The following is a 16551-nucleotide window of genomic DNA, read 5'->3' as shown; positions in this document are numbered from 1 at the left end:
AACCCTTTTTTAAAGTTTTGTAAAGCTTTTTAACTTAGTTTTTACTTATATTAATTATAAGTTTTGCTTATTAGTTTAAGGTATAGCGATACTTTCCAAGGGAACGAAGAGGGGGAGAGGGAAATGAAGAATGTAGAATGAGCGAATCTGCGAAAAATAATTAATTCGCGCATTCCCCATCTCCGAAGTCTCCCCTATTCCAGAGCCCATAGCGCTATAGTTTTACTAAAATCAAGATATAGTCTTTTGTCCTAACTGCTAATAAAATGTCTTTATATCCTATAGTCCCCGAGTTTGAGTCTTCTGGTTGCTTATTGAGTCCTTCTAGCGTTGAAGGGTTAGTTAATTCCTTGATGGAGGTTTTGCTTGAACAACAATTGACTACTACTGTCTGGGTAAAACCTGCAACTACCTGGATGGAGGAAATTGATCGCTATCTCAATGAAGGTAAAGTGGTTCAGACATATTGGTGTCAAACTTTTGCAGGAAAAGATTTAAATAAAACTAAACGAGGAAAACTACTTCCGATTAAATTACAAACTACGGCTGATTTAGAACGAGAATTTTTCGTCTTAGTTATCTCAACTGATTTCTCTGTGTTAATTTTAGCCCAGCAACAACCCATCTCTACAATGCCCACTAAATTAACCGGAAGACCATCAGTATTGCAGTTTAAAGTATTTTGTTCTGTTGATGCACAAGTAATTAAGGGATTTTTACAACAACTCAAAGATAATCTTGATCTAGATGACTCTGACTCTAAAAATTTCCCCACAGATTTATCTCTACCTACAGGAAACACCCTTAGTGCTAATTTACTACTTAAACTATTATTTAAGGAACTAGAACATACAGATAATTTGAATCTATCATCAACAAGCTCTGATTATACCAAGTCTCACGGTAATATAACCAATCAATCTTTATTATTACAAGAACAATTTATTGACCAACTCAGTAGAGAATTACGTCCACCCCTAACTAACATGAAAACAGCAATCTGTCTGTTGGAGTCAAAATACCTAAAAATCAGTCAAAGAGAACGTTATCTAGAATTATTACATAAAGAATGGTCAAGACAAAATGACCTATTAACAGGATTATTAGATTTAGTTCATCTAGATCATTTATCCTCTCTAGAACAAAGTCAGACTGCTGATATCAAAGAAATCTTGCCAGGTATTATCAGTACTTATCAACCTATTGCCAAAGAAAAAAATATTGAATTAATCTCAAAAATATATCCAGAAATTCCCTTAGTTGCTTGTTCACAATTATGGGTAAGACAAATCATTTTAAATCTATTAAATAATAGTCTGAAATTTACAGACGAAGGGGGTAGAGTAGCTGTAGAAGCCATATTAACCTCAAGAGGAGTAGAGTTATCCTTTAGCGATACGGGAGTAGGTATTAATGGGAACGAATTAAATAAAATCTTTGAGAGTTTTTATCGCGGTAAAAATTACTTAGGAGAAGAAAATAAAGGAGCAGGATTAGGTCTAAGTATTGTTAAACAATTATTAGACCGTTGTCAAGGTTCAATTACTGTTAATAGTCAAGTGAATAAAGGTTCAGTTTTTCGGGTTTTATTCAAAACAGCAGGGAAAAGGGAATAGAGCGGGGAGTGTGGTGAGCTTTACTAGCCAAAAGTATAAATGATGCTGCTTGGACAACCTTCAGACGCTGGTTAGAATATTTTGCCTATAAATATGGAAAAGCCGTAATAGCTGTAACTCCTCATAACACGAGTCAAAACTGTTCTAATTGTGGGAAAAAGGTTCAAAAGTCTCTATCCACTAGAACCCATAAATGTCCACATTGTAGCTATATAGCAGATAGAGATGTCAACGCAGCAATCAACATTTTCAAGAAGGGATTAAGTACCGGCGCAGGGAATCTTTAAATCAAGCTTGGGGAGTAGAAACCTCTACTTTGATTGAAGCAATTCTGTCAGAGCAAGTATCTACAATGAACCAAGAATCACCGCACTTTTAGGGCGATGAGCGTCAACTGTTTATTCTTTACGAGTGCCTAACATTAAATTGGACTCATTGACACCAAACTTATAACCTACACCAAAATCGAGAGGTTGAATATTGGGATTATTTTGATAAATTTCTCGCAAATCTGGTTGATACATATTAGAAAATAAAGAAATAGGTCCTGTATAAGTCCCATAAAATTGTAAATCCCATTCCCCATTATTAACATATCTTACAGGCATTCCCGAATCATCTTGTAAGATATACTCACTTTGGGCGAGAATAGCGTTACGAATCAGAGAAAAATAATCATAGTGCATTAAATAAGATGCAGCCTTTAAATAAGTTACAGGAGAATCCAGGGTTTTAATATATTCTAAAAATTGAGGATTACCACTTAACCCACCATCAGATAAGTCTGTAGAGAAATAGTAGAGAGTTTTTGTTTCTGATTCTCCTTGGGGAAGAAAAATAATTCTCACTCCAGGAATCATTCCCTCGGTAAAAGGTTGTATAGTTGCATTGGTATCTATCCCTACGTATTGAACATCAAGAATTTGATTATTAGTTCGCGCCATAAACATAAAGATATAGGGTAATACTCCTTGTTGAGCCATATCTACCTTCATATCATTGGTGCGGAAAAAACTCCATTGTAGGATAGCCTGGAGAGAATCTCTTAATTGAGTAAGTTTAGCGTCATTTTCTGTTGGGGATAACTCAGTAAAAGGGGGAATCCAACCTATAGGCTCTAAACCAATTAAAACATATTCTCTACCTGTAGGGAAAAAGGAATAAGCGTATAAAAAATCAGGACCACTGAAAGGATAAAAGACAACAGGATTGCCTTGATTAATATTGCTTAATTCACTATCACTCCAATTTCTAACTTTACTGAGTTGTTGTGTTTCTAGTTGATTCCAAGCATTATTAAGAAAATTCTGATGATTTTGCCACGCTTGAGTCTGTTGCAATTGATAGAGATGACTATCTGATTCTACTGCTATACCTGCCATAAATTTAGCACTATCGGTCCAACGTCTAGCTTGATTTTGGTCAAATTCTGTGGGATTAGCAGTAATTACCAGTGGTTGGGTTGGTTGCGGATTAGCAGTAACTAGATGATTGGTAGCCAATTCTGACAAGGAAACAGCAGTAAGGGTAGCTAAAATCAGTTTAAAAACTTTTGATTGATACATATTCGTTAAAATTAGGCTAATTTTTGTTTAGAAGCAAGAAAATAGATGGGTAAACCGATCATAATGGTAGTTAAACCAGCTACAGACTGAAAGGGTTTATCTGTGAAGACATAAATTAATACCCAAAGACTAATCCCTAGAAAAACAATTGGAGTGAGAGGATAACCCCAAGTCTTATAGGGGCGAGTTAGATGAGGATATCTCCATCTATGGATAAATAATCCTAACACCGTGAAAAAGGAAGATAGAATCAAGGTAAATCCTAGATAAGTCATCACATCTTCAAAACTAGAAGTTAATAACAGCACCAAGACAATAAATAACTGCAACAGAATAGCATAATAGGGTATGCCACGACTATTTTTCTTGCCTAAAAGCGCAAAAAAGGGGATATCTTCGCCAATTACTTGAGTTACCCGAGGTCCTGCCCAAACCATGGCGCTAATCGTGGAAATAAGCCCAAAAGCGATGAGAAGGCTGATGATTTTGCCTCCTGTTTCCCCAAAAATATACTCTGCTGCTAATGCTGCTATTTTTTCTTTGTCTTCTAAAGCTTGGATTGAGCTAAACGGTGTAGCGTAAAGGAAGATAAAGTTTACCAGTAAATATAGTACCATGACGATCGCTGTACCCACAAACAGAGAGCGTGGTAGGTTTTTTTCGGGATTTTTGATCTCTCCTGCTAAGTAAATCGCAGCATTCCACCCTGAATAAGCGTAAGTAACATAAACCAAAGACACCGCAAAGGAAGAACTAAAAATCTGATCAATACCATCGTTATCAGGGATGATATCTACTGGTTGGGGTGTGGCTAGTAAAAAACCACAAACAATAAATATAGCGATTAATGCTATCTTGAGAATGGTAAAAATATCTTGAAAATTACTACCCATCTTGAGGTTACGGGTATGAATTAAAGAAACGCTGATTACCGTAATTAGGGCGATCGCTTTGGCTGGTATTACTGGTATAACTATATTAGTATATTGACCTAGGGCGATCGCTGCTAAAGCGATAGGGGCTGCAAAACCTACGGTTACAGACAGCCAACCTGAGAGAAAGCCTACCGCTCGATGATATATTTTGGACAGGTATTGATATTCTCCACCTGAACGAGGCATTACTGCTGCTAACTCTCCATAAGACAAAGCCCCACAGAGAGCATAAATTCCCCCGATAAACCAGAGAAATAACAAGGCAAAAGTAGAGTTGATTCCTATAGCTTGATAACCTAAACTAGTAAAAACACCTGTTCCTACCATACTAGCCATGACTAAAGAAATAGCCGTCACTAATCCCACTAGACGGTTATTTTCTGTTGTTGTACTCATCACTCCTCCACCCTGGATTTATTCTTGATCGAGTTTATCATAACTTTTCTATGTATATTTATTTATTAAAACGTTTTTGTATCGCTATTATTACCCTGATTGCTATTAGTCTAGTTATTTATTTAATCTTATCTCTAGCCCCAGGAGATCCTCTCGGAGAGTTTGCGACTAATCCTGCTATTACTCCAGAAATTAGAGAAAATATGCGTAAAGCACTAGGACTAGATCAACCTATTTATTTACGTTATTTTCAGTGGTTATCAGCTTTATTACAAGGTAACTTTGGTTATTCTTTTGTTAGCTTAACTCCTGTTAGTAGTTTAATTTTACAACGGTTACCAACAACTATTTGGGTAGTAGGAACAGCTTATATAATCGCTATTATCATCGCTTTTCCCTTGGGGTTAATCGCAGCAGTGAGACGTTCTTCTTGGCTAGATATTTTGATTAATATTTTTGCTTTTTTATGTTTATCTTTACCGACTTTTTTTACTGGTTTAATTTTAATTATTATCTTTAGTATTCAACTTAAATGGTTTCCCTTTATCTATCAAAGTACTCTAAAAGTTACGGATTTAAATAGCTTTATTAACCAAATCAGACAATCAATAATGCCGATTACCCTGTTAGCTTTAGCCCAAGCTGCGATCTTAATTCGCTTTATTCGTACTGTTATCTTAGAAGAATTGTATCAAGAGTATGTACGTACAGCCTATGCTAAAGGACTATCTGAATTTAAAGTTGTAGTTAAACATATTTTGCGCAACGCTTTGATTCCTTTAGTTACTCTTATCGCTTTAGATATTCCTGGTATTTTTACTGGGGCAATAGTTACAGAACAAATTTTTCGTGTTCCTGGAATTGGCGCATTATTAATCGATTCAATCAATCGTAGTGATACCCCAGTGGTGATGGGGATAACTTTTATTTACGCGGTTTTGATTGTTATTTGTAATTTTATCGCTGATTTATTTTATCATCTTCTCGATCCGCGTATTAAATATAATAGTTGATCATTTTAACCAAAATTACTATATTATTAATTGACATAAATATTTACCATGAGGAGTTTAATAAATGGGTAGTAACATCAAAAAATATGTAGCCGAGTTAATAGGCACATTTTGGCTCGTTTTTGGAGGCTGCGGTAGTGCTGTTATCTCCGCCGCTTATACTGATACCCCAATTCAAGGGGGTGGAGGCGAAGTAGAACTATCTTTTACTACAGGGATTGGGGTTTTAGGGGTAGCGATCGCCTTCGGGTTAACTATAGTAAGTGGGGCTTATGCTTTTGCTAACATTTCGGGAGCACATTTTAACCCTGCGGTTTCTGTTGGTTTGTTTGCTGCCAGGAGATTTCCTGGATCTGAACTCTTACCTTATATTATCGCTCAAGTTGTTGGTGCCATTATAGCAGCAGGACTTATCTATGTTATCGCTTCGGGTGCACCTGGTTTTGCGTTAGATCCTAACGCGACTAATCCTCTAGCTACCAATGGTTATGGTCCTCATTCTCCTAATGGTTACAATCTGTTGAGTGCTTTTTTGGTAGAAGTAATCATGACCTTTATGTTCTTATTTACTATCTTAGGTGTTACCTCTCGGGGCATTTCCAAAGGGTTTGCACCTTTAGCCATTGGTTTTACCCTAACTCTGATTCACTTAATTGCTATCCCCATTACCAATACTTCTGTTAATCCAGCTCGTAGTACTGGTGTTGCTCTGTTTGCTGGTACAGAATTAATCGCACAACTTTGGTTATTTTGGGTTGCACCTATTCTCGGAGGAGTCTTAGCAGGATTAGCCTACGATCGCATTTATGAAGAATTATCATCAGAGGATGAGAAAGTATAGGTGTTAGGTGTTAGGTGTTAGGTGTTAGGTGTTATTCCAAATGCGCGAATTAATTATTTTTTCGCACATTCGCTCATTCTACATTCCCGTCTCCCCGTCCTCCAAGAGTGCCTTATTCTTAATTCTAGAGAGGTAAAGAAATATGAACGAAAATATACCCCCAGGATATCTCAATATAATGGGTTATGTAGATGAATCAGAAGTCAATGGTCCTGGTTGTCGTGCTGTAGTTTGGGTACAGGGTTGCTTAAGAGAATGTCCAAGCTGTTTTAACCCCGAGTCTTGGTCTTTTGAAACCAATCAGTTAATCAGTATTGAGGAATTAGCAACTAAAATACTTAGCAATAAACGCAATCAGGGGGTAACTTTTTCTGGTGGTGAGCCATTTTGGCAAGCTAACGGGTTAAGTTTACTAGCTAAAAAACTCAAAGCAGAGGGTTTAAATGTAATGTCTTTTAGTGGTTTTACCTTAGAAGAGTTACAATCAGCAAAAGCCCCACCAGAGGCTAAATTATTATTAGCTGAGTTAGATATCTTGATTGATGGTCCTTTTGTAGAGTCTCAAGCTATCCATAGTCCCGATTCTCCCGTATCTTCCCGTAACCAAAGGGTACATATTTTTAATCCCGCTTTAAAAGATCAGATTAATTGGGCTTCAGATCAGATAGAGATTCATATTCTCAAAGACGGAACGAGGATTTTTACGGGTTTTTGGGGTCAGTTGGGGCTTTCTTAAGTTGAGACAGCGATCGCCGTAGATTTTGCCATAACATCGCACCTCCTGTTACCAACATCCAGAGTAAACCTAAACCATTGAGTAAGACATAAAATGGTTCTAGTGTTTTACCTAGATACTCTCCCTCATGAATACCCATTAAAAAATGTACTTGGTCACGAGGTAATCCGAACCAATCTTTAGCTAAACGATAGCTAACCCCTGTAGATACTGTCACCAATAATGGTAACAAAACAATGGGAGCAAGGGTGCGATGCCATTTGCGAAAGGCTTGAATTTGTTTCATATCAATCTAGAATAAATGACCCAATAAATAGTATAATAATAGTTTTGGGTCTAAAATAATTAATAAAGGAGATTAATGAATGTCCAGATATAGAGGTCCTCGCTTACGCGTTGTTCGTCGTCTTGGTGAACTACCAGGATTAACTCGTAAAAGTCCTCGTCGTCAATATCCACCTGGTCAACACGGTCAAGCCAGAAAAAAACGTTCAGAATACGCTATCCGTCTAGAGGAGAAACAGAAACTGCGTTTTAACTATGGCATTACCGAAAAACAACTAGTACGTTATGTACGTCAAGCTCGTCGCGCTACTGGATCTACAGGAGAATCTTTGTTACAACTTCTAGAAATGCGTCTTGATAACACAGTTTTTCGTCTAGGCATGGCGGGAACAATCCCCGGTGCTCGTCAACTTATTAATCATGGTCATATTACAGTTAATGGTAAAATAGTTGATATTGCTAGTTATCAATGTCGTCCTGGTGACGTGATTGCGGTTAAAAATAAAGAAAGTTCTCGCAAGCTAGTAGAAGCGAATATGCAATATCCTGGCTTAGCTAATTTACCTAGTCACCTAGAGTTTGACAAAAGCACCTTGGTTGGTAAAGTCAACGGAAAAGTGGAGAGAGAATGGGTCCCTCTACAAATTAATGAGTTACTCGTGGTTGAGTACTATTCTCGTAAGGTTTAAAAGACAAAGCCCACGGCTGCAGTCGTGGGTGTTAAACTCTAAAATTCTCGTACTTTGGGTGTTCCCTCTTTGATTTCCCCGACAAGAATTATATCGGCTAAACCAACGAATAAACCATTTTCTAAGACTCCTGGAATATTGTTGATTTCTTGTTCTAATTGAGCGGGGTTGTCGATTTTATTAAACTTAACGTCTAAAACTAGATTACCCTGGTCTGTGACTACAGGACCATCTTTTTTAATACCCATACGTAATTCTGGTTGTCCCCCTAATTTCTCTAAAGCTCTAGTTACAGGTGCAACAGCCATGGGAATTACTTCTACTGGTAATAAAAAGGTTGAACCGAGTTCATCTACTATTTTACTACTATCTACAACTACAATAAATAATTCTGCTAAACTATCAACTACTTTCTCACGAGTGTGAGCAGCTCCACCACCTTTAATCAGGTTTTTTTGGGGATCTACTTCGTCAGCTCCGTCAATAGCTAAGTCAATACGATCGATAGCGTCTAAAGTAGTTAGGGGAATACCGTATTTTTTGGCTAAAACTTCTGATTGGAAGGAAGTAGGTACACCGACAATATTTTCTAACTCTCCAGATTTGAGGCGATCGCCGATATATTCAATCGCATAAGCTGAAGTTGAACCCGTACCTAGTCCGACAATTGAGTTAGATTTTACTCTAGAAGCGGCGATTCTACCTACTTCTTGTTTCATTAGTTTAATTACATCCGCGTCTTGAGACATTTTTACTCCTTATGTAATAGTCATTATTTGCTTGTGGTTTATACCCCGACAAATTAACGACGGGGCTAACACCACAAGAATTGTTTTAAGAATTACTAGTTTGAGTTGCTAGTCTTTCTTTAAGTATGGCTAATTCTTGAGCCCAACGTGGATCTGGTTGTACGGAACTGCTAGAATCAGATTTAACCGCGCTCTTAGGTTGAGAATCCTTACGATTGCGTTTAGGACTACTCCGTTTAACTGGTTTAGCTGTTTCTGAGGTATTAGTAGTAGTAGCCGTTGTTTCTTCACCTTCACCCGGTTCTTTTTTCTCTCTAGGTAGGGCTTTTTCGATTTTAATGACACTACCCATGAATTCTTGACCGTTATATTTTTCGATGATTTCTGTCGCCAATTCATCGGTAGCAACCGTAATAAAGGCGAATCCCTTACAGTTACCTTTGCGATCTTTGGGTACTTTGGGGGTAGAGACTGCTTCTCCAGATTCAGCGAAAAGAGATTTAAGATCTTCTCTTTCAATGGGTTGCTTGGTTGGTAAATTACCTACATAAAGACGAACAGGCATATTTACATTCCTCCTGATAATAGATTGATTAAAGACTGATGATTAAAGGGATTCTTTACACAGGGATATATTGCTAACCCTCTATTCTGTCTAGATTGTGCAAAGATTACCGATTTTTTCACAAGATTAGTTATGTTGTTCTAAGTTGACGTTATCTCCACTTAGGCAGGAGAAGTTCCTGATGTAGCCAATTGACTTAAAGTTAAATCAGCCCATCTCTAGAAGCTGAGAACATTTACTCAACTCTTTTTTAATTATTACAGAATCTTTACACAATTTCCCAACTTAGTTTATTTTTTCCCTGCAATTCTAATGGTATCAGAAATTACCACAGTTTTCTCAGCTTTCTGAAAAAGTTAAGGTTAGTTGACTTGTATATGCAAACAATAGACATTTTGTCAAACAATTGTTATATTATTTAATAACTAATCACCAACCTAGGAGTTAATGATGTCAGAATCAGTTAATCTATCTCTAGAACAACAGTTTAGCTTACGTTCCTTTGAAAGTCAGGTACAACAAATGAGTCATCAACAAGCTCAAGAATTTTTGATTCAACTTTACGAGCAGATGATGGTTAGAGAAAATTTGTACAAGGAGTTTCTTAAACATCAATGGGGATTAGAGGATCAGCCCTTGATGTAAAAGCGTAATCAATAGGTAGTTACTACCTCCTTCTCTGGTTGGGTTATCCTTGGTTTATAAGCTGTTGATAAAAAAACTGGGGTGGTTGGGGTTTGTAACCATTATTTTCTCTAGAATAAGTGTTAATCTAGAAGAAAAGTATTTATGATTGTATATGTCAAAAACTTGCTTAATCTGCACAGATTTTACAGATGGTTTAGAGCGTTTAACAGAGTTTGTACCTGATTTAGCTCAGAGCAATCTTACACACGTTATTTTTTTTCATAGCGTATCTTTAGAAAAACAAGGACAAGTACCTCGGGAAGATTCCCGAGCTATTAAAGAGGCTGAAGCTAAACTAGGATCTGCTATCTTATTAGGGTTACCTGAAGGGGTAAAAGTATCTGTAGAAGTATATGCAGGAAATCCCGTAGAAGGGGTAAAAAGGATTTTAGATAAGTATCACGTAGATCTAGTTATTGTAGGAACTCCTATCCGTAGCGGTTGGAAAGAGACGATCTTTGGTAGTACCAGTACAGGAATTGCTAAATTAACTGAATCCCCTATTCTAATTATTCGTCCTCAGTTGATTTCTACTTACACTAGAGAAGAATTATCTCTACGTTGTCAGCATTTGCTACGCTATTTGTTAATTCCCTATGACGACGGAGAAAATTCTCACTACTGTGTTAAACGTCTCAAAGAACACGTAGAGGGTTTTCCTGAAACCACAATCAAAAAATGTATGCTTCTTACTGTAGTAGAAGAGGTCAGAAGATCTAAAGAGTTAACCGAGAGCAAAATGTCACAAGCTCAAGCTAAGCTAGCTGAAGTGCAAAAACAGTTAGAAGGGGTGGCTTTAGAAGTTAATACAGAAGTCAGAGAAGGTGATCCTATTGCTGAAACCTTAAAAGCGGCTTTACACTCTGATATTAGCGCGATTGTCATTGCTAGTGATTATCAGACTAACCCCTTAGATTGGACTGTTTCTAGCTTTGCTAATGATATCTTGCATCGGAGTTGGTATCCTGTTTTATTGTTCTCTCCTAAACGTTAGCGAGATTGTTGAGAAGCTCTCAGTTTAACGAGCTTTTCAACTATTTTGGGTTTGAGTTTCTCAAATTCTTGTTTTAACAGACGTTTACTGATTTGAGGTTTACCATAGTGTTTGACTCCACTAGCTCCTTGAGACCATTGTTTTAATAAATCACGTTGATGGGGAGCTATAGTACTCTTCATGACGTGTCTGCATTTTTGCGGTTCATTTAAACCAAAGAATAAAATAGCATAATTCCCTATATCTGATAATAAACGTCCTATTTGTAACCCACTATCTGTTTTAAAGTCTAAATAACAGGGCAACCAACGTGGACCATGTTCTTGGTGGTATAACACGGTAATCCACAAAACCATGGGATGGGGTGAGCCTAGATAAAGAAATTGATTATAACGGATACTAGACATACGATTAATAATGTCTTGTTGCTCCAACATTACCCAGAGAGTAGGATAGATACCATCTCCCACATTCATGGTTTTGGGAAACACTATTTTTTGTTGGGGTTTATCCATGGGCCAAGAAGCTTGTAGGTAAAATTCATCTACCTTAGAGATAATGGTGGGGGTTTGGGTTACTTGACTGGGAAAAGAGCCTAACTGTGGAGGTTTTGGAGCTGATGGTTTCTCGGGGTAGTGGTTTTGTTGCTCTTGATGAGGGATTTTTTCGAGAATTGGGATAATTTCACCGACAGATTGAAATCTAGCTTCTGGTTTTTTAGCTAGACATTTGAGAATTACATTCTGTAAATCTTGAGAAATATGTAGTCTAGGGTTAAAAGATTTAGGGGGAAACTCGTGATGGGCTTTATACCAACCTGGAAAAGAAGATGTCTCAGGAAGTATGGGCATCTCATTGGTTAACATCTCATACATCATGATACCGAGACTATAAATATCGCTTCGATTATCTAACTCTTTTCCTTCCATTTGCTCGGGAGAGCAATAAGCGAGAGTACCCATAAAAGAATGGGTTTGGGAGCGATCTGATTGAATTAATTTGGCAATACCAAAGTCTAAAACCTTAACTAGTTCTCCTATTGTGGGGTCTTGTAACACATATATATTGCTTGGTTTAATATCACGATGAATAATGGGAGAATGTTTGCCTTTAAAAATTATCCCTTTATGAGCACAGTCTAAACCTAAACAAATTTGACGAGTTAAAGATAAAAAGCGAGGTAGGAGGATTTCCTCTTCTTGGATAATATCGTTAAGAGCGCGACCTTGCAGGAATTCCATGATATAGTAAGGTACTTTATTCTCATCGATGCCATAGTCTCGAACACCCACGATATGAATACTTTTTTCAGCCAAGTTAGCACAAATAGTCGCTTCTCGCTCAAATCTTTCGCGCATTTTGTCATTGAGTAGAGTTTGGGAAAGGAACTTAACAGCTACAGTGGCATTGCCGAGTACTTTATCCTCAGCACGATATACTTGACCCATAGCACCTGTCCCGATTAACTCTACGAGACGATAACGTTTGGCAATGATGCGGTTAAGATTGCGATCGCTATTCATCTGCTCTCGACTCCAGTTCCATAAATTTCCCAAATCCGTTGTTAACTTTGACGTTCTAGTGTCGCTTCGATTGTGCTACTGATAAAAGCACCTGTGATAATCGCTCCCGAGAGATGATAACTAGAGGAATTAATCCGATAAAAAGTTTCAAAGCCACTTCGTCTTTGGCGATCGCCTATCACCCAATAGCGTTGGACAATGGAATCAAAAGCGATCCAACCTTCACCTTCTATTTTACCCAATAAATTCTGTTTCAACACATAAGTATATTGATAAGCAGCTTCGTGAAAATGACCCCGATACTTGCTAATAATATCCTCTCGATCGCTACCTGGAAAACTCAACTCTAAATTCATTGTAAACCAATTTTGTTCACTCCAACGAATATCAATAGATCCATTTACCGTCAAAGGTGTTTGATTACGTTCAAACCAACTACCATTAACTAACCATTGTCCTGTTTCTACTAAAAAACTGTGAGTCAAAATTTTACTCCTTGTTGCTCCCAAAAGGCAAATAAACACAGCCAAGTAAAACTGGTTGTTTTGCTCCAGTAACTTGAGGCAAATTCCCTGGAAAACTTACAAAATAACGCCAATAAGCTAATACCGCAAAAGCGATCGCTTCTTTAAACTTAGGGTTAATCCCCAGCACAGCTGTAGTCAAAACGGCTATATTTTCCCCTAATCTAGACTGTAAACGTTGCTTAAGGTATAAATTTTGACTTCCACCTCCACAGAGTAAGACTTCCGAGGGCATTTCTGGTAAAAAAGCCCGATAATTACTCTCTATAGCAGCTACTGTCAACTCTGTCAGGGTTGCTAACCAGTCAACTGTACTCAATCCCCAAGAATCAGCTTGTTGAGCACAACGAGTCAGATACTCTTGACCAAACAATTCTCTTCCTGTGGATTTAGGGGGAGGTTGTCTAAAAAAATCATCCTTGAGCCACTCATTAACGAGGGTTTGATTAGGTTGACCTTGAGCTGCCCATTTACCGTCTTGGTCAAAGGTTTGACGTCCTTGAGTTAACTGTGTTACAGCTAAATCCAGGAGCATATTTCCAGGTCCTGTATCCCAACCCGAGATTTTATTTTCCCAGTCTGGGGTTTCCCTAGAGGGTAAATAGGTAAGATTAGAGATACCGCCGATATTTTGAATACATCTACATTTATTAGGATGAGATAGTAAAGCTGCATCTACTTTTGGTACTAAAGGTGCTCCTTGTCCATAAGCGGCGATATCTGCGGCTCTAAAATTACTTACCGTAGGAATGTTAGTGAGATTAGCGATTAATTCTCCCCTTCCCAATTGTAAGCTATAGCCAAGATTTTGAGGAAGATTTCCCGGGGGACGATGGTAAACAGTTTGACCATGAGAGCCAATTAGGGCGATTAATGATTGTTTTTGGGCTAATTCCTGTGCTGCTGTCGCCAATTGAATAGCTATTTCATCGTCTAAATTAGCCAATTCTGCCACAGAGATAGCTTCACCTTCGGCTACTGCTAATATTCGTTGTTTTAAACCATGAGGATACTCAAAAATAGCGCTAGCGAGTAAAGATACCTCTAGATTGAGTTTTTCTCCTACTATCTCAACTACAACCGCATCTATGCCATCTAGGGATGTTCCACTCATTAAACCGATTACTTTGACCATATTATTGTGGCTAATCCCAAAGTTCAGCTACTGTATAGGGAGAGCCTGGTATTTCCCAAAAACTGCCATCAACGTAACGATAATTAAGCTCCAGAGTGGCGATCGCTTGCATATCTTCAGAGGTTAAGTTTACTTCACTAGCGGCGAGATTCTCAGCTATACGCTCAGGATTGACTGATTTAGGAATAACTACGGTATTGCGATTAATTCCCCAAGCTATTAATATTTGTGCGGGAGTAAGAGAGTGTTTAGCTGCTATGTCTAGGATAAGAGGATGGGTTAATAAACTTGGTTCATCTGCTTTTTTAAAAACCTGAGCGCGATCGCTCGAGCCTAAGGGAGAATAAGCAGTAAACACAATTCCTTGACTCTGACAATAAGCTAACAGGTCGTTTTGTTGTAGATAGGGGTGAGATTCTACTTGATTTACTTCGGGTTTATAGCTTGTTTGTGCGATTAAATCAGCGAGTTTTTGCTGACTAAAATTACTCACTCCTATATGTTTACATAATCCTTGCTCGGATGCTGCTATCATTGCTGACCACGTTTCTATTAGGGGTACTTCTGTTAAAGTTAGATAGTCTGAGGCTTTTTCGGGAAATAATACACCTTTTTTTAGAGCTATGGGCCAATGGATTAAGCATAAATCTAGATAGTCTAACTGTAAATCCTTGAGGGTTTGTTTAAGTGCGGGTATAACTTCAGGAGATTGATGAGCGTTATTCCAGAGTTTTGAGGTTATCCAGATTTCTTCACGTTTAACTATTCCTGAGCTTAAACTTTCTTGGATTGCTTGACCCACTTCTGGTTCATTGCGATAAATTGGTGCACAATCTATATGTTTATAACCTATAGCTAGGGCGGTTTTGACTGCTTGATAGACTTCACCTGGTGGTGATTTCCACGTACCTAGGCCAAACATAGGCATGGTATCTTGATTAGTTAATGCTAAAGTTTTCATAATTGATTTACTCAGGTAGATTGTACACGAGCGATAATGCTATCAGGTTCGATTTGAGTTAGGATTTCTTGAATAATGGTACTAGGTCCAAAAGGTCCCCAAGTACAGCCTTGTTTAAGATATACTTGAGTAGATTTACCAATGATATAACTACCATAAAGGGCGATCGCTCCTTGAGTTAAAGCTGTTCCACTATAGATGGTAAAATCTGTGGGATTATTCCAGATGGTTATTTTGCCCATTCCTAAGATTGTACTAGTAACAGTTTCTCCGAGTAATAGTCCTCCTGTACTAGTTAAGATAGTTTTTAATAGTTTACCAGCTTGATAATTAGTAATGGGGAGACCATATAAACGAGCTAGGGAGCGAATCAAAAATAAATCGGTTAGACTACCAACTAGTATATCTAAGATAGGTAAGGGATTAATAGCTACGACTAGGGCTTTATACTTAGCGTAGTTCCAGATAATTGTTTCTGCTTGTTCTTGACGAAGGGTAATGGTTTTAGTGGCGATGTTAGTTGCTGCTATTTTAGCTTGAGATAGAGCGTTAAGAGCGAGAAGCGATCGCCCTTCCCGGTTAAGAATGTCTAAAATTTTCTCTCTGAGTTGATTAATTTGCGGTGGTGGGGTTTCCCATTCTTGGGTAATAGTTCCATCTGTCCATTTTACCTTAACTGGTACAGGTTGAGGCTCAGCTGCTACTAGAGCGATCGCTTCTAGAGAAATTCCCCCAAGTGCTTGCAGTTGTGCTATAATGGTTTGTTGATCTTGTTCAGGGTAAAGGTCAATCTTATTGAAGACTAGAATTAGGGGTTTTTGAGCTTGACGTAGTTCACACAATGCTGCATACTCAGTTCTGGTGATATCTCCTGCCACTACAAACAGAATCAAATCTGCTTCTAGGGCTACAGTTTTCGCCATTTGGGCTCTTATTTCACCTGAGATTTCGTCTAAACCTGGTGTATCGATTAATTCCATCTGGACTTTACCAGAGGGAGGAGACCAGCGCACGGATTTGGGCCATTGGGTAACACCATGAATTGGCCCTGTTGCTAAGATTTTCTGTCCAACTAAAGCGTTAACTACCGCTGATTTACCTCGACTAACTAACCCAAAGGTGGCTATTTTGATGACTGTTTGTTCGAGTTTATCTAAAGATGACTGTAAAACTTGTAAATCCTTGCGCACCGCTGCTTGTAATTCAGCATCTGGTGGATAATTCCAATGACGACGGAAACTAGAATACCAGGATAAAGCTTGTTGTAAACTAGCGCGAGCTTGATTGAGATGGGTTTCTCCTATTTCAGCCATTGTACTTAAATAACAAGATTCTTA

17 protein-coding genes and 1 pseudogene are annotated in these 16551 nt (G+C 38.0%); 8 read left to right on the top strand and 10 right to left on the bottom strand.

The window, feature by feature from the left end; genetic code table 11:
* Nucleotides 1-266 precede the first annotated feature (266 nt).
* Both EA365_02390 and EA365_02385 read left to right on the top strand, forming a co-directional pair.
* Nucleotides 267-1616, top strand: coding sequence for a hypothetical protein (locus tag EA365_02390; GenBank protein ID TVQ48124.1), 1350 nt, complete (start codon nt 267-269; stop codon nt 1614-1616).
* Between the two features lie 23 nt (nt 1617-1639).
* Nucleotides 1640-1903 (top strand): annotated as a pseudogene (locus EA365_02385) (transposase).
* 111 nt (nt 1904-2014) lie between these two features.
* Here the strand turns inward: EA365_02385 and EA365_02380 are convergent.
* Both EA365_02380 and EA365_02375 read right to left on the bottom strand, forming a co-directional pair.
* On the bottom strand, nt 2015-3181 hold the full coding sequence (locus EA365_02380; protein ID TVQ48123.1) for a hypothetical protein: 1167 nt from the start codon (nt 3179-3181) through the stop codon (nt 2015-2017).
* An 11-nt stretch (nt 3182-3192) separates the two neighbouring features.
* Nucleotides 3193-4512, bottom strand: coding sequence for an amino acid permease (locus EA365_02375; protein ID TVQ48122.1), 1320 nt, complete (start codon nt 4510-4512; stop codon nt 3193-3195).
* Between the two features lie 50 nt (nt 4513-4562).
* Here EA365_02375 and EA365_02370 point away from each other — a divergent pair, with 50 nt between their 5' ends.
* The 3 genes from EA365_02370 to EA365_02360 all read left to right on the top strand — a co-directional run bounded on the left by EA365_02370 (nt 4563) and on the right by EA365_02360 (nt 7102).
* Complete coding sequence (locus tag EA365_02370) at nt 4563-5525, top strand: ABC transporter permease (protein TVQ48121.1); 963 nt, start codon at nt 4563-4565, stop codon at nt 5523-5525.
* 64 nt (nt 5526-5589) lie between these two features.
* Nucleotides 5590-6366 (top strand): aquaporin Z, encoded by a 777-nt coding sequence (locus EA365_02365; protein ID TVQ48120.1) that lies wholly within the window; start codon nt 5590-5592, stop codon nt 6364-6366.
* Nucleotides 6367-6508: 142 nt separating this feature from the next.
* On the top strand, nt 6509-7102 hold the full coding sequence (locus EA365_02360; GenBank protein ID TVQ48119.1) for a radical SAM protein: 594 nt from the start codon (nt 6509-6511) through the stop codon (nt 7100-7102).
* On the opposite strand, the gene EA365_02355 is transcribed toward EA365_02360, so the two are convergent.
* Nucleotides 7068-7388 (bottom strand): PepSY domain-containing protein, encoded by a 321-nt coding sequence (locus EA365_02355; protein ID TVQ48118.1) that lies wholly within the window; start codon nt 7386-7388, stop codon nt 7068-7070. The genes EA365_02360 and EA365_02355 overlap by 35 nt on opposite strands.
* A gap of 79 nt (nt 7389-7467) precedes the next feature.
* On the opposite strand from EA365_02355, the gene rpsD reads away from it, so the two are divergent.
* The gene (rpsD, locus tag EA365_02350; protein ID TVQ48117.1) at nt 7468-8076 is read left to right on the top strand and encodes a 30S ribosomal protein S4; all 609 of its coding nucleotides are present in this window, start codon (nt 7468-7470) and stop codon (nt 8074-8076) included.
* Between the two features lie 38 nt (nt 8077-8114).
* On the opposite strand, the gene rpiA is transcribed toward rpsD, so the two are convergent.
* Together rpiA and EA365_02340 are read right to left on the bottom strand one after the other, a co-directional pair.
* Nucleotides 8115-8825 (bottom strand): ribose-5-phosphate isomerase RpiA, encoded by a 711-nt coding sequence (gene rpiA / locus EA365_02345; protein ID TVQ48116.1) that lies wholly within the window; start codon nt 8823-8825, stop codon nt 8115-8117.
* An 85-nt stretch (nt 8826-8910) separates the two neighbouring features.
* Nucleotides 8911-9390, bottom strand: coding sequence for an RNA-binding protein (locus EA365_02340; GenBank protein ID TVQ48115.1), 480 nt, complete (start codon nt 9388-9390; stop codon nt 8911-8913).
* Nucleotides 9391-9840: 450 nt separating this feature from the next.
* On the opposite strand from EA365_02340, the gene EA365_02335 reads away from it, so the two are divergent.
* Complete coding sequence (locus tag EA365_02335) at nt 9841-10035, top strand: NblA-related protein (protein ID TVQ48114.1); 195 nt, start codon at nt 9841-9843, stop codon at nt 10033-10035.
* Between the two features lie 154 nt (nt 10036-10189).
* The gene (locus tag EA365_02330; protein TVQ48113.1) at nt 10190-11071 is read left to right on the top strand and encodes a universal stress protein; all 882 of its coding nucleotides are present in this window, start codon (nt 10190-10192) and stop codon (nt 11069-11071) included.
* Here the strand turns inward: EA365_02330 and EA365_02325 are convergent.
* Genes EA365_02325 through EA365_02305 form a run of 5 tightly spaced genes read right to left on the bottom strand, consistent with a single transcriptional unit; the run spans nt 11068 to nt 16527 of the window.
* The gene (locus EA365_02325; protein TVQ48112.1) at nt 11068-12594 is read right to left on the bottom strand and encodes a serine/threonine protein kinase; all 1527 of its coding nucleotides are present in this window, start codon (nt 12592-12594) and stop codon (nt 11068-11070) included. The genes EA365_02330 and EA365_02325 overlap by 4 nt on opposite strands.
* A gap of 41 nt (nt 12595-12635) precedes the next feature.
* Nucleotides 12636-13079: a hypothetical protein gene (locus EA365_02320; GenBank protein TVQ48111.1), complete on the bottom strand. Its 444-nt coding sequence runs from the start codon at nt 13077-13079 to the stop codon at nt 12636-12638.
* Between the two features lie 4 nt (nt 13080-13083).
* Nucleotides 13084-14253, bottom strand: coding sequence for an anhydro-N-acetylmuramic acid kinase (locus EA365_02315; protein ID TVQ48110.1), 1170 nt, complete (start codon nt 14251-14253; stop codon nt 13084-13086).
* A gap of 10 nt (nt 14254-14263) precedes the next feature.
* On the bottom strand, nt 14264-15214 hold the full coding sequence (locus EA365_02310; GenBank protein TVQ48109.1) for an aldo/keto reductase: 951 nt from the start codon (nt 15212-15214) through the stop codon (nt 14264-14266).
* A gap of 11 nt (nt 15215-15225) precedes the next feature.
* Nucleotides 15226-16527 carry a DUF697 domain-containing protein gene (locus EA365_02305; protein TVQ48108.1) on the bottom strand — a complete coding sequence of 434 codons (1302 nt, stop codon included), beginning with the start codon at nt 16525-16527 and terminating at the stop codon, nt 15226-15228.
* Nucleotides 16528-16551 lie beyond the last annotated feature (24 nt).

The organism is Gloeocapsa sp. DLM2.Bin57 (assembly GCA_007693955.1).
GTDB lineage: Bacteria > Cyanobacteriota > Cyanobacteriia > Cyanobacteriales > Gloeocapsaceae > Gloeocapsa.
Note: the sequence above shows the minus strand (reverse complement) of the source record. Positions and strands in the feature narration are given on the sequence as shown.